This window comes from Paenibacillus sp. FSL K6-0276 (genome assembly GCF_037977235.1).
In the GTDB taxonomy this organism is placed as follows: domain Bacteria; phylum Bacillota; class Bacilli; order Paenibacillales; family Paenibacillaceae; genus Paenibacillus_AQ.
In genome coordinates this window covers 2,513,199-2,534,689 of sequence record NZ_CP150276.1, presented here as the reverse complement: position 1 = coordinate 2,534,689, position 21,491 = coordinate 2,513,199, and the positions used below count along the sequence as shown (strand labels likewise).

The following is a 21,491-nucleotide window of genomic DNA, read 5'->3' as shown; positions in this document are numbered from 1 at the left end:
GCGCTGAATCCGTTGATCTAAATTTCGCGGTAGTATGTGGCACCGATTTATCCCCGATAAAGGATACCAATGAGGTCCTATCCTTATGATAGGTCGAATTAGGGTGGAACCACGAGCTGAACGCACTCGTCCCTTTCTGGGAGAGATGCGTTTTTTTGCGTTCACCACAAACAATTTTTGAGAAATGGAGGCTAACAATCATGGAGATCAAGGTAGCATTGCAAAACGGAACAATTAGAGAGGTACTTCAAGGTACGACGATTAAAGAAGCAGCAGGTGCCATAAGTACCAGTCTGAAAAAAAGTGCTGTAGCTGGAAAGATCAATGGCAGATCCGTTGATCTAAACCAAACGATCGAACATGATTGCCAGCTCGAAATTGTTACGTTGGATAGCAAAGACGGCCTGGAAATTTATAGACACAGTACAGCACATATCATGGCGCAGGCCATAAAACGTATATATGGAGATAAGGGTGTCCAGCTCGGCATAGGTCCAGTAATCGAAGATGGCTTCTATTATGACATTGATATTGAGACACCTTTATCCACGGATGATCTTGTTGCAATTGAACAAGAAATGGCGAGAATCATTCAAGAGAATCACCCGATTGACCGCCGTGTGGTTCCGCGCGTTGAAGCAATTAAGCTTTTTGAAGCGCTGAATGAGCCCTTAAAGCTGGAGCTTATTCGTGATCTTCCGGAAGACACAGTATTATCTATTTATGATCAAGGAGAATTCTCGGATCTCTGCCGAGGGCCACATCTTCCCTCTACTGGCTTGGTCAAAGCCTTTAAGCTGTTGAATGTAGCTGGTGCCTACTGGCGTGGAGATTCCAATAATAAAATGTTGCAACGCATTTACGGAACTGCTTTTCCTAAGAAAGCTCAACTTGAAGAGCACTTACTCTTTCTTGAAGAAGCTAAAAAACGTGATCACCGTAAGCTCGGCAAGGAACTTGAGTTGTTCATGTTCTCTGAAGAAGCTCCGGGCATGCCCTTCTATCTTCCCAAGGGAATGACCATCCGTACAGAGCTTGAGAATTTCGCCCGTGAATTACAAAGACAGAGAGATTACGATGAAGTTCGTACACCGCTGATGATGAACAATCGGCTTTGGGAGCAATCCGGGCACTGGGATCACTACAAAGACAATATGTATTTCACAAATGTCGACGAAACTAAATTTGCGCTCAAGCCGATGAACTGCCCAGGTCATATGCTAATCTACAAAAACAATCTGCATTCCTACCGTGAGCTGCCTATCCGTATTGCGGAATTTGGTCAAGTACATCGCCATGAGTTCTCTGGGGCACTTAACGGGATGATGCGTGTTCGTACTTTCTGTCAGGATGATGCCCATCTCTTCGTATTACCCGAGCAGATTGAGGATGAAATAAGCCGTGTAATATCACTAATTGACCATATTTATCAAGTGTTTGGTTTTGAGTATAAGATTGAATTATCTACTCGCCCGGCAGATTATATGGGATCTGAAGAATTATGGGATCAGGCTGAACAATCTTTGCAAAATGTATTAGATAATCTCGGGATTGAGTATCGTGTGAATGAAGGTGATGGTGCGTTCTACGGACCTAAGATTGATTTCCATATCTTAGATGCGCTAAAACGAAGCTGGCAATGTGGAACAATCCAACTAGATTGGCAAATGCCAGAGAAATTCGACCTTACTTACATCGGCGAAGATAATCTTAAACATCGCCCGGTCGTAATCCATCGCGCTGTTTATGGGTCGATCGATCGTTTTATGGGGATTATTACAGAACATTTTGCCGGCGCATTTCCTCTATGGCTAGCACCTGTTCAAGCGAAGTTATTGCCCGTCTCTGAGAACTACGTTGATTATGCATTTCAGGTGAAGCAATCCTTAGAACAAGCTGGCATTCGTGTAGAAGTTGATATCCGAAATGAGAAGCTAGGATACAAAATTCGTGAAGCTCAGCTGGAAAAAGCACCCTACATGCTCGTTCTCGGTGAGAACGAAAAGAATTCCGACAGCGTATCTGTAAGAAAACGTGGTGAGGGTGATCTTGGTTCAAAGAGTATCCAAGAGATTATTGAGCAGATTAATGAAGAAATAATTAGCAAAAGATAACGTCCTGCTTCCTTAATTAAGTTCGCAGATATCCAACAGTTAAAGGGCTGTCTATCGTAGAAATCTACGAACAAGACAGCCCTTTCTTTGATTACATATTAATAATCACATTAATGCTATTTCACGTACAGACGGCTGCTCTCTTCCCAATATTCGCCTGGTTTCAGGCTGAACAAGCCGATCTCATCCGCTGGTAGATCCACCAATGGTGCATTAACCAAGTTAATTTGTGGCTCAGGGCAGAAGAACTGTTCTGAAGCACCATTATTCCAGATCATCCACTGTTTGTACGAAGTCCCTACATCATAAACTAAGGTTACTCCAGCTTTGCTGTCGGTAAGCTCCATCCGGTTACGTCCGTTCTGAGCTACAGCCGTGTAATGGTTGTCCATCGAAGCGAAATAGGGATTTACACCTTCTTCACGAAGCTGTACTTCTCCCGGCTCCAGCTCTTGGAATTTACCTGTCGGCAGCATACGGTCATTCAGTTCCCAGCGATCACCGATCGTAGCTTTTACAAGGTAATCTTGCGGTGTGCTTCCCGGTGCGAACGGAGCATTAATCGCGGTATGGAATGCCAGCAAGCAAGGCATCACATCATCTCCATCATTGTGCACTTGCACCTGTTGAGATAATCCACCTTCACCAAGGGTATAACGTAATTTCATGGTGTATTTATGCGGCAAGTATTGATAAGAAGGATGATTCTCATCCACCTTAATGAATACGGTTACGAAGCTTTCTGTCTTACCGCTACCGAACTCTTCCACTTCCCAAGCTGTCGTATGTAAAAATCCGTGTAAATGGTTGCCCGTTGCAACTTCATTTACTGGGAATTGATAAGTTTGACCATTCCATGGAAATTTGCCATCCTCATAACGATTCGGAGGAAATAATACAGGAATACCGTGGATGCCTGGGCTTGCCTTGAAGGCTTCCATTTCCTCAGCTCCCGGTTCATGCAAGAAACGGTAACCGTTTTCGGTATCACGAAAACAGATCAAGTTGCCACCAATACCTGGTAGAATAGCTGCCTCATAACGACCAGCTTTCAACCAGATGGCTGCTTCTCCTTCATATTGTCCTTCGTATGCAGTGATAGACATAATTATGTGTTCTCCCTTCAAGTGTCTGATAATTGTCTCTACTTGTTAGATTACCACATCTGGTCATGACGTGACATGCCCTTTTTTACAGCTGTTCCACTTCTACGCTCATTACATGATCAATTTTCTTCACATCATAATAGATTTCTGTAGCGTAATCTTTATCTGGTGCTGAGATCACCATATCGATCATTTGTCTTCCATCTTCCAAATCCTTGATTTTCATTCTGCGGATCGCCCGGGATGGACTTCTAGTACTTCGTTGAGTACTAACCTGAGGTCTCTCGATTTTTTGGATCACTTCAGTAAGCACAAAATTAGCTTCCATGATGATTTTCACCGAAACTTCATGCTTGTTAAGCACTTCAGGGCCAATCGAACGAATTAAATGAGGAACCAAATTCACCGCAAACATCAGAAGAATAACCGCATATGCTGCTTCAATATAGAATCCTGCTCCCACAGCTATACCAATTCCCGAAGCTGTCCAGATGAGTGCAGCCGAGGTGAGACCTGATATCGCATCACCGCCTCTACGCAGTATAACACCAGCACCCAAAAATCCTATCCCACTAACGATCTGAGCTGCAAGCCGCATCGGATCCATGTTCGGATGCTCTGGACCTGCAAACTTATCAAAGGCATGAATAGACACTACTGTTACAAGACAAGATGCAATGCTTATGACCATACTGGTCCGAATCCCCAGCGGTTTCTGCTTGATCTGTCGGTCAATCCCGATGAACAGCCCGAACAGCATGGCCACTAGCAGCTTAATTAATGATTCAATATGAAAATCCATTGTTCATTCTCCTTTCTCCAGAGATACTCCATTATAACGGAAAATGGAGATAATGATTAGCTTTATTTTACAGCAAAAAACGGCATTCCTATCCTCAATGTATATGCGCAGACAGCTAATAAAATCCGCATAACGAAGAGGATAGAATCCGTTTTGATGAAAAGATTATTTAACCATGCAGCAACGATTCTGCGCCGTCACAATAAATCTCAGTTCCAGTAATATGATCCGAATCCTCAGATGCCAGAAAAAGTGCCAACTTCGCAACTTGATCAGGACGTCCCGGACCTTTCTCTAGCGGTTGATCTCCCTCCGGAAACTCAACAGGAATCTTAACCTCTTTCAAATCATCGGATGGGAATGTATTGTCATCTATATTCGTCTTAATAGCTCCCGGGCAGATGGCGTTAACACGAATTTGGAATTGTGCTAGCTCTAATGCTGCCATTTTCATAAAAGCAACCTGCCCCGCCTTTGTTGTACTGTAGGCTGAGAAACCAACGTTAGAAAACACTCGATTTCCGTTAATGGAACTGTTAATCAGAATGCTGCCCCCGCTCTCTTTAAGATGCGGTATCGCATATTTAACGGTCGCAAAGGTACCGCGAAGGTTGATGTGAATGGTCTGGTCCCAAGACTCAATATCCATCGTTTCAATGGGAGCCATTGCTCCATTAATCCCTGCGTTAGCAAAAACAACATCAAGACGCCCCCATTTCGCGGCCGCCTTGTTTACTGCTGCTTCCACTTGCGTTGGTTCCGCAACGTCGCAATCAATTACGAGGGCTTCTCCACCTTCTTTTTCCACTTGTTTTCTAACCTTTTCAGCGTTCTCAACGGTTCTATCTAATAATACAACTTTGGCCCCGTTTCGAGCGAACTCAAGCACGGTTGCTCGCCCAATTCCAGAACCACCACCAGTTACAATAGCTACCTTGCCTTCCAACTTCTTATCTGCCATGTTTAAATATCCTCCTTCTTGTCATTCAAGCCTTCCAGTTAAGTTCTTTCCTTAACCTTAACCTCGCATACAGAAGTTGAACCGGCAGATCTTTACTTATCCTAAAGGACAAAACATAAGCATCCTCCAATTCACTCCAAACCCTTATTATAGGAAGTAATATTCATTATCACTCTATCCTATCATAAATGATATTGAAACATTTGGTAAAACATACAATAAAAAGGACTTGAAATGAAATCCAGAATCAGACTTCACTTCAAGCCCATATAACGAGCTCCTGTCACTGCTACCGAAGACTAACCAAGCATCATTCGATCATCTGCCAGCTTATGACCACTGATGGTCTCAAATTCTCCCAGTAGGCGTTCTACCGTAAGATCCTTTTTCCTTGTTTCATCAATATCAAGGATAATACGTCCCTTATCCATCATTATAAGACGATTGCCAAGACGGATGGCCTGCTCCATGTTATGGGTAACCATAAGCGTAGTCAGCTTCATCTCACGGACGATAGACTCTGTCAGTTTAGTGATCAGCTCCGCTCGTGAAGGATCAAGTGCCGCTGTATGTTCGTCTAACAGCAAGATTTGCGGTTGGGTAAAGGTTGCCATTAGCAAACTCAGCGCCTGTCTCTCCCCACCAGATAATAACCCTACCTTAGCTCGTAGACGATTCTCCAACCCAATCCCGAGGCGACTTAACTCCTCACGAAACATCGATCGTCTTGCTGCGTTTACACCAAAGGACAATCCTCTGCTCTTCCCTCTTTTATAAGCCATCGCTAAATTCTCTTCAATCGTCATACGTGGAGCCGTACCTGCCATAGGATCCTGAAAAACCCTTCCGATCCAGCGACTGCGCTGATATTCTGCTAAATGGCTGATAGAATTCCCTTCAATACTTGCTGAACCGAGATCCGGCTTCATTACACCAGAAATAATATTCATGAGTGTCGATTTACCAGCGCCATTACTTCCGATAATGGTGACAAAATCGCCGGGGAGAAGTTCCAAATCAATGCCGAGCAGCGCGATCTTCTCATCCGGTGTCCCAGGATTAAACAGCTTTGATACGTTATCAAGCTTAAGCATCGATGGTGCCTCCTCTCTTGTTGCTAAGCGCTTGTTCAGCTAATTCAACTGAACGCCTGCGCGCCATATTCTTCTGCTTCAAGAAACGCTGAATCGATGGGAATACAAGTGCGAAAATAACGATAATCGCAGTAATCAGCTTAAGATCCGAAGGTCTCAACCATGGTACATACAAGGCTAGCGCAACTACGATTCGGTAAACAATAGATCCCAGAACAACTGCCAATGTCGCACGGAATACATTTCCAGCACCAAATATGGCTTCACCAATGATTACTGAAGCTAAGCCGATCACAATCATCCCAATACCCATTGAGGAATCCGCAAAAGTAGAATACTGAGTGATCAGCGCACCTGAGAGTGCCACCATTCCGTTGGATAAACTGACGCCGAGAATTGTCGTATTATCCGTGTTTACACCCAGACTACGGATCATTCTTGCATTATCTCCGGTAGCCCGTAAAGCAAGTCCAAGATCGGTACGCAAGAATAAATCCATTAGTATCTTCACAAATAAAACAACAAAAGGAAGAACAAGTAGAGGATTGATAGACGTGAACAAAGTGGTATCACCCATTAGTGACCAATTAGGCTTACCGCCAAATATTCGCAGATTAATGGAATAAAGTGCGATCATCATTAGAATCCCGGATAACAATCCATTAATCTTGCCCTTCGTATGTAGTAGACCCGTACACATTCCTGCCAGCATCCCACCTGCAATAGCAGCTAGTGTGGCCAACCATGGTGCATAGCCATTGGTAATCATAACAGCGGCAATGGCACCGCCAGTGGTAAAGCTTCCATCCACAGTCAAATCAGGAAAATCCAAAATGCGAAAAGTAATATACACCCCTAAAGCCATAAATGCGTAGAGCAGACCCATTTCCACGGCCCCGAGCATTGATTCATACATAGAAGTTTTCCTCCTTCAAGCGGCAAGGGGCGTCCTCACGGAATCGCCCCTATATAATGTCTTATTGAATAATATTGTTAGCTTGATCAGCTACTTCTGCTTTCATCGCATCCGTCACTTCTATGCCTTGTGCGGCAGCAGCTTTGAGGTTAAGGATAAGATCAAGCTTTTCTTGCATAGTTACTTTCATATCAGCCGGCTTTTTACCATTCTTCAAAATGTCCACTGCCATTTGTCCAACTTGATAACCATGATCGAAATATTTGAAGCCAACGGTTGCAAAAGCGCCTTTCTCAACGGTATCGCGGTCACTGGAGAAGAACGGAATTTTCTTGTCATTAGCGGTTTGAATCATGGTATCGACTGCACTTACCACTGTGTTATCCAAAGTAATGTAGAACGCATCTACACGACCAGCAAGTGATTCAGCAGCTTGCTTAACTTCAGAAGTATTCGTAATAGCTGCCTTCACAAGCTTAATGCCATGTTTATCCAGCTCTTTCTTAGCAATATCCGCCATAATTACAGCATTCGGTTCACCTTCGTTGATCACAATACCGAGCTTCTTCACATTAGGAAATTGAGTTGCAATAAATTGCATTAATCTATTGATAGCTTCGGGATTCGTGTCAGATACACCTGAAACATTTCCACCAGGGTGCTCTAGATCTGTGACGATCTTTGCATCGAGTGGATCCGTCACTGCTGCGAACAGAATCGGAGTATCCTTACTAGACTTGCTAAGCGCTTGAACAACCGATTGAGCGGAAGGTGTTGCAATAGCCAATACCAAATCATTAGTGTCTGCAGCAATCTTCTGAGCAATGGACAAGTTATTAGCTTGGTCAGCTTGAGCATTCTCAAGGTCTACCTTCAGGTTCTCTCCTTCAACAAGCCCTGCATCCTTCAAAGCGGCGAGAATACCTTCGCGTGTAGCATCAAGTGATGGATGTTCTACATATTGCGAAATTGCGATTTTGTAAGTTTTGGAATCTGAGGCTCCAGCATTTGTTGATGTATTACCGGTGTTTGTTGCATTGCCTGAGTTTACAGCGGCATTATTGTTGCCACAGCCAGCAGCTACTAGCATGAAGCATAAGCTTAAACCCGCCAAAATGTTTCTCTTTTTCATCAAAGTACCCCATTTCATTAGATTATTAACGCGTGCATCAAAGTGAGCGACTCAGTATTATCACTTTTAACGGTTAAAGCATTAAAGCGTAAGCTTACACGTACCTCACAATAATGATAGAAATCTATTAAACCTATATTATATGGAGGTTGTTTATCCGTCAATCACTTATCCTACTTCCATAGATTACAATTTCCATAGAGCATTACTCACCAATATAGGAAGTACTTGGTTATGTCTTACAGTGATTGCCTTAGTCCACATTACATAAAAAAAAGCCCCTTGCACAAACTTAACCTACAGTTTGAACATGGAGCGTGTCATATGCCTAATAAACACAAAAAATTACTATCCACTGCTACTGTACTGCTCGCTGTCGTTTTATCAAGTACCGCTTGCGGTTACTCTTCACAATCGCAAAAACCTAAGGTAAACGCTGTAACTCCTGATGGAATGCAAGCCTCTAGTTATTATGAAAAGTCCGCCATAACCGACGCTCAAGGGAAGTACTGGATTCCACTCAAACCTGCTATTGCTTCACTCGGATATCGGATGAAAGATGATGCTACTCATGGGGGATACACCAAAATTGGCTACAGTGATGTTATGTATATGCTGCGCCCTGGCTCTACTCAGGTCTTCTCCCTCGGCCAAAAAATCACACTGCCGCAGGCACCTAGACGACAAGAAGGTCAAATCTATATCACACCTTTAGCTTTATCCAAATTTCTTCAAACGGAAGTAGGTTGGAATCCACAGTCAGGTGAAATCAACATTACCACACCGACCGAACATGAAAATATTATACAATCTCCATCTGCTAAATCATTGAATGGATCTAAGCCTTTTCGCATTCAAAGTATTTCTGAAGCAGACAAGAAGGAATTAGTTTCTTATGCCAAAAAATTCTTAGGTGTGCCTTATGAATTCGGTACCGGACCTTATGAAGAGACCAAGAAATTTGATTGCTCTTCCTTTACAAGGCATGTATTTAAACAATTCGGAGTAAACCTACCGCGCCTAGCCAAGGATCAAGATAATATAGGTACTCGCGTACAACGCAGTGCACTAGATGTAGGCGATCTTATATTCTTCACCGTCCCAGGTCGCTTTGAAAGTGACGCTATACCTGGGCATGTCGGTATTTACATTGGGGGTGGTAAATTCATTCACACCTGGGGTGATCCCGGGGTTCAGATCAGTGAGGTTGACTCAGGGTATTGGAGCAACGTAATCCTGCACATGCAGCGCATTCTGTAATCCACTTTTACGGCCTATAAGCATATATAAAGAAAGCCTGAATCCTTCGCTATTGAAGAGTTCAGGCTTTCTTTGCTGCAACATAAAGCGAACTCTTAATCCCAGTTCTTACCCTTACCGCTTAAACGAACAAACAGTTTTACAAGCTCTACGATCACAATAATCGCCAGCGCCGCAGCAACTACGATTCCCCACTGTAACCCGCTCAAATGTGAGACACCAAACCAGTCATTAAGTCCTGGGATGATGATCACAAGCACCAACATTAATGTAGAGATCAGTGATGCCCACAGCATATACCGATTGCTGAACCAGCCAATCTGGAACAACGATTTCGTATTGGATCTGACGTTAAACGCATGAGAAATCTGCAGTAATCCTAATGTGGCGAATGCCATCGTAACCGCAATGCCCTCATTGTAATGCGTATGTGCCCACTGGTACACAAGCAGCGTAAGCGCCGCCTCAAGTATACCCTGATAGACGATTCCGATTCCCACGCCACCAGCAAAGATACTGCTACTTGCTTTGCGTGGTTTCTTCGACATTAGATCTTCCCCCGCTTTTTCAAGCCCAAGGGCAAGTGCCGGTAGGGTATCGGTAACAAGATTAATCCACAGGATATGAATCGGCTCGAGAATACGCCAGCCGATCATTGTCGCAATGAATAGCGTAAGCACTTCCCCAAGATTGGCTGAGAGTAGGAACTGGATTGCCTTACGGATATTGCTGTAAACCTTCCGTCCTTCTTCAACAGCAACAACTATGGTCGTGAAGTTATCATCTGCAAGCACCATGTCTGAGACGCCCTTGGCCACATCCGTTCCTGTGATTCCCATTCCCACGCCGATATCTGATGATTTAAGCGCAGGAGCATCATTCACACCGTCACCAGTCATGGCAACTACCTTCCCTTTTTTCCTCCAAGCCTTAACGATACGAACTTTATGTTCAGGGGATACACGTGCATAAACCGAATAATCAGTGACTTTCTCAGCAAATTCCTCTTCACTGAATTTATCCAACTCACTACCGGTTAATACACCTGTTTCATCTTCGATAATACCTAATCTTTTGGCTATAGCCGCTGCTGTATCCCGATGATCTCCTGTAATCATTACAGGTCTTATCCCCGCTTTACGACAGATGGCTACCGCATCCCGCACTTCCTCACGTGGAGGATCAATCATACCGACTAAACCGATAAATACAAGCTCTTTCTCCGTTGTTTCCGGTGAGAGATTAGTCGGTAGCTGCTGCTCGTCTCTGAAAGCAAATGCCAACACTCGCAGTGCATCATTCGCAAGCATTGTATTACTATCCATGATATGTCGCGAATGTTCATCTTTAAAGGGTACGATCTGTCCATCCACGTAGATATGGCTGCATTTGGACAATAGTACATCTGGTGCACCCTTTGTTAACACACGATAACGTCCAATCTCAACTTCATGAATCGTCGTCATCAGCTTGCGATCGGAGTCAAATGGAAGCTCATTTTTACGTGGGAATTTCTTTTCTAAATCCCTTTTGTCAGTGCCTATACTTAGCGCGTAATCCACTAACGCAGTTTCCGTAGGATCGCCAATAATCGCTTTACCGCTCTTGGTTTGTGGGTCCTTAACCCCTTCATTCCTTCCATTTTCTTTAGGGGACTTTCCTTCGTCAATGCTGGAATCATTACAAAGCGTCATGGCCTGAAGCAATAGTTCACCACCCGGTGTCCCTTCAAGTCCTTCAGCAGCTTCTTTCGTAGTTCCATTGACATGCACTTTTTCGACAGTCATCTTGTTTAGTGTCAAAGTACCTGTCTTGTCAGAGCAAATAATTTCGGTGCTTCCGAGCGTCTCTACAGCAGGGAGTTTGCGAATGATCGCTTTTCGTTTAGCCATCCGTTGCACTCCGAGTGCCAAGATAATCGTAACAATCGCTGGTAGCCCTTCAGGAATTGCTGCTACCGCAAGTGAGATCGAGGTGAGTAGCATATCCAGCAGCTCTCTACCCTCAAAAATACCGACGGCAAAGATGACCACACAGACACCAAGAATAATAAAGGTGAAATATTTGCCTAGTTCATCCAGTTTCTTTTGTAGCGGTGTAACATCATTCTCTTCCTCCGAGATATACCCGGCAATCCTTCCGACTTCTGTCTGCATTCCTGTAGCTGTTACTACACCAACCGCTCTACCATAAGTCACATTGCTGCTCATGTAAGCCATATTGGTTCGATCCCCGATAACAATATCGCTTCCCTCAAGCACACCAGCCTTCTTTTCTGAGGGCAATGATTCTCCGGTAAGTGCGGCCTCCTCTGTTTTCAAAGAAGCGGCTTCCAAAAGCCTAATATCCGCCGGAACTACATTTCCAGCTTCCAGCAATACGATATCACCTGGTATGAGGTCTTCACTTTTGATCTCAGTGACCTGACCTCCACGTCGTACCCTGGCATGCGGAGAGGACATGCTTTTCAGGGCATCTAGCGCCTGCTCTGCCTTATTCTCCTGAATAACGCCAAGAACCGCATTCAGGATTACTACCAGCAAAATAATGACTGTATCTGTCCATTCTCCCAAAATCCCAGACAATACTGCTGCCACGAGCAAAATAAAGATCATTACATTTTTAAATTGTTCAATAAATTTTCCTAGCAGAGATTTGGTCTTAGCCTCTTGAAGTACGTTCTTCCCATACTGCTCCAGAAGTTTAGCAGCTTCACCGGAAGACAAGCCTTCTTTCCGAGTCTCCAGCCTTTTGAGCACTTCTTCTTCGCTTTGTGTATGAAAGGGGACCTGCCCCTGCGATTTTGATTCATTTGAATTCAAGCCAATAGCCTCCTTCCGGGATTGAGATTCTGGTAAAACCTCTCATATGAGTCTTACCCAAAAAAGGCATGGTGATTCTAGAACGTTTTGTACAATTTTAGAAATTCAGCTATTCAGTCTTCAAGATCCGATCAAACCCTTTAAACCTACTCCCCTGATAAGAAAGTTCTCCTCTATCTCCCTCTGTAATCAAGCCATATTCCTGGTCCATTACATGTAGCTCCAACCGATTGCCTCCATCAATCTCGAACGTAACAAAATAACTGGGCTTTGTGCTCGAATCGCCTGATCCACCGCTGACTTCAGACCGTATCCAATTTCTTACCGATCTTATGATCATTAAGGCAGCGAAAGTAACAATAATAAAAGTGAATATTTTGAACAATAAGGGCATTTCGTGAATGAAGTTATCATAAGGACTTCGCTGAACAAAACCGTTAAAATCGCGCCATTCGCTCAAATTTATCCCTCCTGACCTAAACTTGATAACAAAAGATATATTTGCTACGAAATACGTCAATTATCCCCGTCGGTTTCATGTTTTCTTCACCTTTGAAAGAACTTTTTTCACAAAAAAATTTGGAATCATGCAAAAAGGTATGTTATGCTTTTTATACTACATGCAGTAAGGAGGTGTTATTTCGGTGCAATATATAGCGCGTATGTCATTGCTTTGGCTTCTTCGTATACTCATCGTTCTGGGGTTGATATTCTCTTTTTCAAACACTTGGTCTGGAGGTTTATACACTACGGAGCTAGATCAAATGACACCGAAATTGAACGCTATGAAAGCAAATTTATACCTCCAGTCCGGACAGCCTCCAAGATCACTTCACAAATAGGAGCTATCAGAATACCTGAACATTGGGGACCTAAATCCATTGCGTTAGCCGCAATACTCCCTTTACTTTCAATACTATTCCGTCCTGTGATTTATAAATTTATGCTTCGACTGCGGTTGTACCTGCTAAAATTCACTTCTCATTTCGTGGCTTTAGCACATTACTCAAATTTTTTTGATAATAAATCAACATTAACGAGATAATTATAAGACACCTAATTGGAGGCTAGACTTTCATGAATTATAGAGAATCGGATTTGCCGGGAATCGGTAAGAAATTTGTTATGCAAACTCGCAGCGGCGATAAGCTTGTTATCATCGTGCATGATGACGGTAGACGTGAGCTGTATCACTTTGAATATGATGACCCAGATCAGAGCATTTCCATGGTCACACTAGATGATGATGAGGCAAGACATATCTCTGCGATCGTTGGCGGGGTTACCTATAAACCTAAAGCGCTTGAATCCATTGAGGTTGCGCTTGATGATCTAATTATTGAGTGGTATAAATTGGAGCCTGGCTTTAAGTGTGTTGGTCGCAGCATCGGCGAACTAAACATACGTGCCCAAGCAGGAGTAACCATCATTGCCGTAATAGAAAAAAATCACAATAAGCAAATCAATCCTGGACCAGATGTAATTTTTAGCGCGGAGTGTACGATTATTGCTGCCGGGGAAAGACATCAACATAAGCAATTTAAGCACATTTTGCGGAATGGATGTGGTTAATTTATGAGTCATTACATTGTTTTTGAAGTGGGTCTAGCTATTGCCCTTATCGCGATGGTAGGCTTCATAGCCACGAAACTCCGCTTTTCGGTTATACCCTTTTATATTCTAGTCGGTATGGCGGTTGGACCCCATGCTTTCAAAATATGGCACCTCGATTTTCGCTTTATCGAAAGTGCAACCCTGATTGAGTTTCTAGGTCGCATTGGCGTTTTATTCCTCTTGTTTTATCTTGGGTTGGAATTCTCCGTAGGTCGATTAGTCAAATCCGGCCGCTCAATCGTCACAGGCGGTACCATCTATCTTCTTATCAATTTCACTTTAGGACTTATTCTAGGATGGTCGCTTCAATTTCCTATCGAAGAAATATTTGTCATCGCTGGAATTACAACCATATCCTCTAGTGCTATAGTCGCTAAAGTGCTAGTCGATCTAAAACGAACCGCAAATCCAGAAACTGAAATGATTCTTGGTATTATTATGTTCGAGGACGTCTTCTTGGCGGTCTATATTTCTATCCTCTCAGGTCTAGTGCTTAGCGACTCTTCCTCACTAGGTGGAGTATTACTTTCTGCACTAACCGCTCTTGGTTACATGCTTGCACTGCTCATAGTCGGCAGAAAGCTTGTACCTTGGCTGAACCGCGTTCTAAACATCCGATCCGGTGAATTGTTCTCATTAGTAATATTTGCAGCACTCTTTCTTATTGCAGGATTCTCCGAGACCATTCATGTAGCAGAAGCTATTGGAGCACTCCTAGTTGGACTTGTCCTTGCTGAAACCGAACATGTGAAGCGGATAGAGAAGCTCGTTATCCCGTTCCGTGATTTCTTCGGGGCTATCTTCTTCTTCAGCTTCGGACTGACGATAGATCCACTCACATTGGGTGGTGAAGCCCTCTGGTACTCACTCGCAGCAGTTATTGTTACGCTGATCGGTAACTTCGTTGCAGGCATGCTGGCCGGTCGCAGCGCTGGTCTCAGCCCGCGTGCTTCATCCAATATTGGATTAACCATAGTCTCGCGTGGCGAGTTCTCGATTATTATGGCCAATTTGGGTAAAGCAGGCGGACTGCTGGCTATCCTACAGCCATTTGCAGCTATGTATGTACTCATGCTTGCTATCCTTGGACCTCTTCTAACGAAGGAATCTAAATGGATCTATAAAATATTGGATAACGTATTCAAATTCGAGAAACGGTACGCAGCAAAAATGTCCAAAAAAGCTGTCTTAGCAAGCGAACATGAATAAAGTTGTTTCCCCTGTTAAAGGAGGAAAAACTATGCATAATAAGACAAAGCAACATCAACAATAACGGTGAGAACTCGGTATTCCGAGTTCTCACCGTTATTGTAGGAGCACTACTTGCCGCTGTAGGGTTAGAATTATTTCTCATGCCACATGGGCTTGTTGTTGGTGGAATCACAGGTTTATCAGCATTATTCGCTCATACCACTGAAATGCAGCTTGGATTGTTTCTGTTTCTATTCAATCTACCCTTTATATTTATGTCTCGAAAGCAAGTGAATCTTCGCTTTGCTCTATACACCGTTCTGGGCTTAACTTGCTTGACCATTGCTACTTTTGCTCTCAATCGTTTTCCTGCAGTGATTAGTGATCCTTTACCTGCTGCAATGGCAGGTGGTATCTGTTTAGGGCTCGGGCTCGGTATCGCTGTGCGGTTCGGTGGGGTAAACAGGCACGCAAGTGACCAAGGATATTCACTGCTGAGTGGTGGACCGCCAAAGTCAACCGAAGTCGTCATTATGATTCTGAACTGTGCTATTTTGCTTATTGCAGGCACACTGTTTGGCTGGGAGCAAGCAATGTACTCCATTATTGCCTACTTATTGGCCTTCGAAGGCGTCCGGTTCTCACTCCGAGGTCTATCCGATTCCCGTGTTGCATGGATTACCAGCAGTCGTTGTATGGATATTCAGGAAGCGCTCGAGACCTCACTAAGTCGAGAAGTTGGACATGCTGAAGGCTCAGGACAAGATGGAGAACTTAGCACTTTGTTCTGTCTCACCAACAAAATGGAAGAACATAAACTACGGGCAATACCTACACTAATAATACGAAGGAGCTGTCCCATAAGTAGATTTTCTATGATTGAAGACAGCCTTTATCATTCTAAAAACCACAAAAGTAAGCAAAGTGGCGCTTCTCCCGTTTTTGGAGAAGCGCCACTTTACATTTTTGCTCCACTATGGCTTGCTTCAGCACTTTATGGGGAAGCGATAGCCAACCGACCTAGCGATTGGAACAACGGTCAGTTCGCAGTGCGTCCTCACCAAGGTTAACGTCGATCCTACTCAAAAACAACAAGGGCTGAAGAAGAGAAACGGAAGCTCGGATCGATAATTAGGGAATATCTCCCAATAATTTCACTGATTCGTTGGCGTACTCGTTAGCACACTTTCTTAACGGAACATCCCCCATAAGCGAATCAAATGAAAGGTGTTGCTCGGATCAATTTTCTGAGCGATTATAAATTTCACAATTTGGTCTTCCTGTGTCGAGGTCAATTTCTCGTTCAGTACACCTGACGCATTCCGTACCAATCTGCGCACAACCGCAACGTCCTGTAACTCCTGTTTCGAGATGCCGTTAATCATATTTTTGATACGATCTTTGACAGTCGAGTTTTTCATCTTCAGCTTGATGCGTTCCACGAGCTGAGGGCTAATTCCGAATTGTTGATAACCCAAGTGTAGCACCTCCCGTCATATCCAATCTTTCACAGTATATGAGGCTTCGGCGCTACATGTGCCTAGTCTAGTCAATTAATTCTCCTTGAAAAATCTGCTCTCCTTGCAAATAATGCCGAAGGGGTGCATATTCAGGAGATGTCCAGAACTTCTCATCCTTAAGCAGCTCTGCCACATCATCGCGTGCCTGCTCCAGTACTTCAAAGTCAGCCGTCATATCCGCCAAGCGGAACTCCGGTAATCCACTCTGCTTGGTTCCAAAAAAGTCACCTGGACCACGCAGTTCCAAATCTCTCCGAGAAATCTCAAATCCATCATCAGTGTCGGTCATGGCAGTCATTCGTTCACGCCCGATTTCAGATTTGGGATCAGCCACCAGTACACAATAAGAAGCGTGCTGGCCTCTACCAACCCGTCCACGCAGCTGGTGTAGCTGAGATAACCCGAACCGATCCGCATCCATAATAATCATCAGCGTGGCATTGGGAACGTCTACACCAACCTCTACAACCGTTGTGGACACTAGAAGTTGCAGTTCATTGTTATAGAATGCTCGCATCACTTCATCTTTTTCAGCTGGAGTCATTTTCCCATGCAAAAGCCCGACTTTATAGTTTGGAAAAGCTTGTCCCATCTGAATATGTAAATCGATTGCATTCTGTACATCCAATTTCTCCGATTCTTCAATAAGCGGACAGATCAGATAAGCCTGGCGTCCCAGCTCAATTTCACGCTTAATCAGATTCAACACACGATCCATGAGATCATGCTTGACCCAATAACTGGTTATTGGCACTCGACCTTTCGGTCTTTCCGATAAAGTGGAAACATCCATATCTCCAAAAACAGAAATCGCGAGTGTACGTGGAATAGGAGTTGCAGTCATTGTCAGTACATCCGGATTATATCCCTTACGCCGCAATACTCCTCGCTGGTTTACACCAAAACGATGCTGCTCGTCAGTAACTACAAGACCCAGATCACGAAAAAATACATCCTCCTGAATCAAAGCATGCGTTCCTACAACTATATCGAGCATCCCCATTTGCAGAGAAGCTAACAATTCTTTACGTTTCCGTCCAGTTACACTACCCGTCAGAAGCCCAACCGTAATCCCAAACGGCTCAAACATCTTCGTAAGTGAGCGCATATGCTGCTCCGCTAAAATCTCGGTTGGGACCATAAGTGCTCCCTGAAAACCAGATCGTACTGTAGCAAAAAGTGCCACGGCCGCTAGAACCGTTTTGCCGGAACCGACATCACCTTGAAGCAGACGATTCATGCAATATGGCGATCGCAAGTCATGTAAAATCTCCAGCTCTACACGTTTCTGAGCATCTGTAAGCTCAAAAGGCAGGCTGCGAACGAACTCGCGAACAGTTGCGTTATCTACTGTGTGGACTACACCATCCATCCTACCGCGATTCAGCACCCGGAATGCCTGCATTTTCAACTGGAACAGGAATAACTCCTCATAAACCATCCTGCGGCGCCCCTGCTGCCCTTCACGTGTATCCTCTGGCCTATGAATGGTAGCAATCGCCCGCTTACGGGGCATAAAATCATATTGCCGCATAATAGAATGCGGCAGTATCTCGGGAATTAAATCTCCATACTGCTGAAGTGCCTGATTAATACTTTTCCGGATCCAAGACTGCGTGATCTTCCCTCCGACGGAATAGACCGGCTGCAATGTTCCCGTCTTCCCTTCACCACGATCAGGAAATTCATAATCCGTCACCGTAATTTGATTTCGCTTCTGATCCCATTTTCCTGTGAGTACAATTTCTCGTCCCACAGTAAGTTGCTCTCGCACGTAATGGCGATTAAACCATGTTGCTGTGAACATCCAAGGCTCGGCAACCATTTTACAACTGAGTCGTGTCTTGCCTCCAAATCGCTGCAGCACAGGAACGCCGATCACTTTAGCTTCTGTAGTCACTTTATCCCCATGTTTGGTTTCACTCAGCGAGCGGGGTCGATAGTCCTCATAACGGAACGGATAATACTCTAACAAATCCTTTACTGTAAAGACGCCAAAGGCGTGAAGCTCGCTTTGCTTTTGAGCACTCACGCCAGTTATATTTTTCACTTCAATTTGATTTAATGACAGTGTCATATTCATCCCTCATTTTGCAGGCCAAATGAATACGGCTAACGTACCGTTACCGACATGGCTGCCCACGACAGGGCCGACGTTCGTCAGCACTTTCTCTTCTAGTGTGAAGTGTCCTGCGAGCTCTTTCAGGAATTCTTCACCGGAAGCCGGTTCAGCCGTATGACCCACGGCCACATTGATTTTGTCTACTCCTTGTATATCCTTCTTGAACAATTCAATCATACGGGCAACAGCCTTCTTACGGCCCCTAACTTTCTCCACTGCATAAATTATTCCTTCTGCATCAATAGACAGTATCGGCTTAATATTAAGAAGTGTTCCAAGAATGGCCGAGGCTTTTCCAATCCTCCCGCCTTTTTGTAAATATTCAAGTGTATCTACTAAGAAGTAAAGCTTACGCGATTGGCGCAGACTTTCGACAGCTTCAAGAATCTCTTCTGGACTCTTGTCTTCAGCAGCCAATCTGGCGGCCTCCACCACCATAAATCCAAAACCGTAAGAAGCGGAGAGAGAATCAACTACAGTGATCCCTTCTCCCTCTTCCTCCAACATCGATTTAGCCAATAGTGCAGATTGGTACGTACCGCTCAGTCCTGAAGAAATATGAAACGAAAGTATAGGACTTCCCGGGTAACGTTCCAGAATACCGCGGTACACATTCATGTATTCAACCGGTGAGGGTTGAGAAGTAGTCGGCAACTGTGACGAGCGGGGAAGCCGCTCATAGAACTGCTCCGGAGTCATATCCAGATTGTCCCGGAAAGCCTCTTCGCCGAACATTAAGGTCAAAGGGACGACCTCAATGCCATACGTTTCCGCCATTGCTGGCGGGATATCAGATGTGCTGTCGGTGACGATGATGGTACGATTCATGGATTATCTCCCCCATACTATAATTTTGCCAACTACGTAATTAGCAGGTTGCTCTTGAACAGTTACAGAACCCTCAGCATCTGCCTATGGCTCTACGGAGAAAAGATAATAATAAAGGGGTTGGCCACCCTCATGAATCTCTACTTCCACATTAGGGTAAGTCTCTTCCAGCCACTCACTTAAGGAATTTGTAGCCTCTGGATCTGTTTCAGCCCCAATAAGGATCGTAACGATTTCATCGCCATTCTCAAGCATGTTGGATAGTAGCGCCTGACTTGCAGCAAATAAATCATCTGCGGCAGCGACAATTTTGGAATTGGAAATCCCGATAAATTGCCCGGATTTAATCTCCAGATCATCAAAGCTTGTGTCACGAACAGCATTGGTTACTTGTCCAGACTTGACCTGAGAGATTGCTTCTAACATATTTCCAGAATTAGTCTCCACGGAATCCTCTTCTTGGAACGCGAAGGCTGCAGCAATTCCTTGAGGGATGCTTTTACTTGGAATAACTGTGATCTCACGTTCACCCTCCAAGAGCTCTTTAGCTTGTTGTGCAGCAAGAACAATATTGGAGTTATTCGGAAGAATGTAGACATGCTTCGCCGATATGGAAGAGATCGCATTCACAAAATCCTCTGTACTAGGATTCATGGTTTGACCACCTGCAAGCACGACATCCACACCTAAGCTTTTGAAAATATCAGAAATGCCTGCTCCAGAAGATACTGCGATAAAGCCGTATGGTGCCAAATCATCTGCCGGTGGTTCAGCTGGTGATGAATGTACACGGCTCTTCTCATCCGGCATATCAGCGAAAACATCTGGCATAGGCGCAATATCCATGCCTGCAGTTAGCAAGTCCCTGTGTTGCTCACGCATATTAAGAATGTGAATCTGTGTAATCTCCCCATAAAGGAGAGCCAGATTCAAAACTTCACCTGGAGACTTGGAATGCACATGCACTTTAATCGTTTCATCATCCGAAATTACAATTATAGAATCTCCATTTACTGACAACGCTTTCCTAAAGGATTCCTCATTAAAATCCGTTCTCACGGTGCCCAACTGGCGATTAATGAAAAACTCCATATCATATAGAAATTCAATGTCTTCTGTAGAAAGCTGGGATTGCGCAGAAGACTGTACGGAAGACAGTTCACTTTCAGGTTTCTTTAAAACCGGTACAGACACATGGACGACCGGTGCTTGAGGTTGTCCTTTTACAGCTTCAGACACACCTGAGCTTCCGTTCGTAAGATGCTGGTGAAACCCTTCATAAATGTAGACCAGACCTTGACCGCCAGAGTCCACAACACCGACTTGCTTCAGAACAGGTAATTGTTCAGGTGTATAAGCTAAAGCTTCTTTCGCTTTGGCCAATACCTCTGTCATCAGCTCTGTAACATCTGTAGTCCGGCGAGCATAGTACACAGCATGTTTGGCAGCCTCTTTAGCCACAGTAAGAATAGTTCCCTCTACAGGCTTTACAACTGCTTTATATGCAGCGTCCACTCCGGTTTGCAGCGCAGCGGCAAACTGCTGCGTGCTCAGTTCATCATGTTGAGCCGCATACCTGCTAAAACCTCTGAACAACTGGGACAAAATAACACCAGAGTTCCCTCTAGCGCCCATTAATAAGCCCTTGGAGAGTACACCAGCACATTGACCAACTGATGTGGTGTTATTCTTCTTTAATTCGTTAGCACCTGCGGTCATCGTCAAATTCATGTTTGTTCCGGTATCTCCATCTGGGACCGGAAAAACATTTAGGGAATTGACGTGTTCTGCATGCTGTTGCAGCTTATCCGCTCCAGCCAATACCATCGCGGTAAAATCTGTTCCGTTTATAGAACGCTTACTCAATTGAAAATTCCCCTTCCTAACTTCAAGCCTAATCATTCCATGATTAACAGGACATAATGCACTAATTTACATTGTACTATAAGTATTAAAAGAAATAAATGTTTTTGAATCGGTTGACGTAGCAAAATTTGCTGTGATATTAT

The 21,491-nt window shown here is 44.2% G+C and carries 17 protein-coding genes; 5 read left to right on the top strand and 12 right to left on the bottom strand.

The genetic code is table 11. The features are described from left to right. Nucleotides 1-200: 200 nt before the first annotated feature. Nucleotides 201-2,114 carry a threonine--tRNA ligase gene (gene thrS, locus MHH52_RS11645; RefSeq protein ID WP_340008718.1) on the top strand — a complete coding sequence of 638 codons (1,914 nt, stop codon included), beginning with the start codon at nt 201-203 and terminating at the stop codon, nt 2,112-2,114. Nucleotides 2,115-2,230: 116 nt separating this feature from the next. Here the strand turns inward: thrS and MHH52_RS11640 are convergent, their stop codons facing one another. The 6 genes from MHH52_RS11640 to MHH52_RS11615 all read right to left on the bottom strand — a co-directional run bounded on the left by MHH52_RS11640 (nt 2,231) and on the right by MHH52_RS11615 (nt 8,125). Further along, nucleotides 2,231-3,220 (bottom strand): aldose 1-epimerase, encoded by a 990-nt coding sequence (locus MHH52_RS11640; protein ID WP_340008716.1) that lies wholly within the window; start codon nt 3,218-3,220, stop codon nt 2,231-2,233. Between the two features lie 85 nt (nt 3,221-3,305). Beyond that, nucleotides 3,306-4,022, bottom strand: a complete 717-nt coding sequence (locus tag MHH52_RS11635; protein ID WP_313639333.1) for an MgtC/SapB family protein — start codon at nt 4,020-4,022, stop codon at nt 3,306-3,308. 169 nt (nt 4,023-4,191) lie between these two features. Then, nucleotides 4,192-4,983: an SDR family NAD(P)-dependent oxidoreductase gene (locus MHH52_RS11630; protein WP_340008714.1), complete on the bottom strand. Its 792-nt coding sequence runs from the start codon at nt 4,981-4,983 to the stop codon at nt 4,192-4,194. 299 nt (nt 4,984-5,282) lie between these two features. Continuing rightward, entirely contained in the window at nt 5,283-6,077 is a 795-nt protein-coding gene (locus MHH52_RS11625) for an ABC transporter ATP-binding protein (protein WP_313639331.1), read from the bottom strand. Next, entirely contained in the window at nt 6,070-6,993 is a 924-nt protein-coding gene (locus MHH52_RS11620; protein ID WP_313639330.1) for an ABC transporter permease, read from the bottom strand. Before MHH52_RS11620 ends, MHH52_RS11625 begins: the two co-directional genes overlap by 8 nt. 61 nt (nt 6,994-7,054) lie before the next feature. Beyond that, nucleotides 7,055-8,125: an ABC transporter substrate-binding protein gene (locus MHH52_RS11615; RefSeq protein ID WP_340008711.1), complete on the bottom strand. Its 1,071-nt coding sequence runs from the start codon at nt 8,123-8,125 to the stop codon at nt 7,055-7,057. Nucleotides 8,126-8,449: 324 nt separating this feature from the next. Here MHH52_RS11615 and MHH52_RS11610 point away from each other — a divergent pair, with 324 nt between their 5' ends. After that, entirely contained in the window at nt 8,450-9,385 is a 936-nt protein-coding gene (locus MHH52_RS11610) for an NlpC/P60 family protein (RefSeq protein ID WP_313639329.1), read from the top strand. A gap of 95 nt (nt 9,386-9,480) precedes the next feature. Here the strand turns inward: MHH52_RS11610 and MHH52_RS11605 are convergent, their stop codons facing one another. Together MHH52_RS11605 and MHH52_RS11600 are read right to left on the bottom strand one after the other, a co-directional pair. After that, nucleotides 9,481-12,207 (bottom strand): cation-translocating P-type ATPase, encoded by a 2,727-nt coding sequence (locus MHH52_RS11605; RefSeq protein ID WP_340008709.1) that lies wholly within the window; start codon nt 12,205-12,207, stop codon nt 9,481-9,483. Nucleotides 12,208-12,316: 109 nt separating this feature from the next. Beyond that, nucleotides 12,317-12,667, bottom strand: a complete 351-nt coding sequence (locus tag MHH52_RS11600; protein ID WP_340008707.1) for a DUF2500 domain-containing protein — start codon at nt 12,665-12,667, stop codon at nt 12,317-12,319. A gap of 617 nt (nt 12,668-13,284) precedes the next feature. Here MHH52_RS11600 and MHH52_RS11595 point away from each other — a divergent pair. Genes MHH52_RS11595 through MHH52_RS11585 form a run of 3 tightly spaced genes read left to right on the top strand, consistent with a single transcriptional unit; the run spans nt 13,285 to nt 16,082 of the window. After that, complete coding sequence (locus MHH52_RS11595; RefSeq protein WP_313639324.1) at nt 13,285-13,779, top strand: cation:proton antiporter regulatory subunit; 495 nt, start codon at nt 13,285-13,287, stop codon at nt 13,777-13,779. Nucleotides 13,780-13,782: 3 nt separating this feature from the next. After that, nucleotides 13,783-15,030, top strand: a complete 1,248-nt coding sequence (locus MHH52_RS11590) for a cation:proton antiporter (RefSeq protein ID WP_340008705.1) — start codon at nt 13,783-13,785, stop codon at nt 15,028-15,030. Nucleotides 15,031-15,032: 2 nt separating this feature from the next. Then, nucleotides 15,033-16,082, top strand: a complete 1,050-nt coding sequence (locus MHH52_RS11585; RefSeq protein ID WP_340008703.1) for a YitT family protein — start codon at nt 15,033-15,035, stop codon at nt 16,080-16,082. 120 nt (nt 16,083-16,202) lie between these two features. Here MHH52_RS11585 and MHH52_RS11580 read toward each other — a convergent pair whose 3' ends face one another. The 4 genes from MHH52_RS11580 to MHH52_RS11565 all read right to left on the bottom strand — a co-directional run bounded on the left by MHH52_RS11580 (nt 16,203) and on the right by MHH52_RS11565 (nt 21,348). Further along, on the bottom strand, nt 16,203-16,490 hold the full coding sequence (locus tag MHH52_RS11580; RefSeq protein ID WP_313642130.1) for a stage VI sporulation protein F: 288 nt from the start codon (nt 16,488-16,490) through the stop codon (nt 16,203-16,205). Nucleotides 16,491-16,557: 67 nt separating this feature from the next. Further along, a complete protein-coding gene (recG, locus tag MHH52_RS11575; protein ID WP_340008701.1) occupies nt 16,558-18,609 on the bottom strand; it encodes an ATP-dependent DNA helicase RecG in 2,052 nt (683 codons plus the stop codon). Nucleotides 18,610-18,618: 9 nt separating this feature from the next. Further along, nucleotides 18,619-19,482 carry a DegV family protein gene (locus MHH52_RS11570; protein ID WP_340008700.1) on the bottom strand — a complete coding sequence of 288 codons (864 nt, stop codon included), beginning with the start codon at nt 19,480-19,482 and terminating at the stop codon, nt 18,619-18,621. 84 nt (nt 19,483-19,566) lie between these two features. After that, complete coding sequence (locus tag MHH52_RS11565) at nt 19,567-21,348, bottom strand: DAK2 domain-containing protein (RefSeq protein ID WP_313641279.1); 1,782 nt, start codon at nt 21,346-21,348, stop codon at nt 19,567-19,569. Between the last annotated feature and the right edge of the window lie 143 nt (nt 21,349-21,491).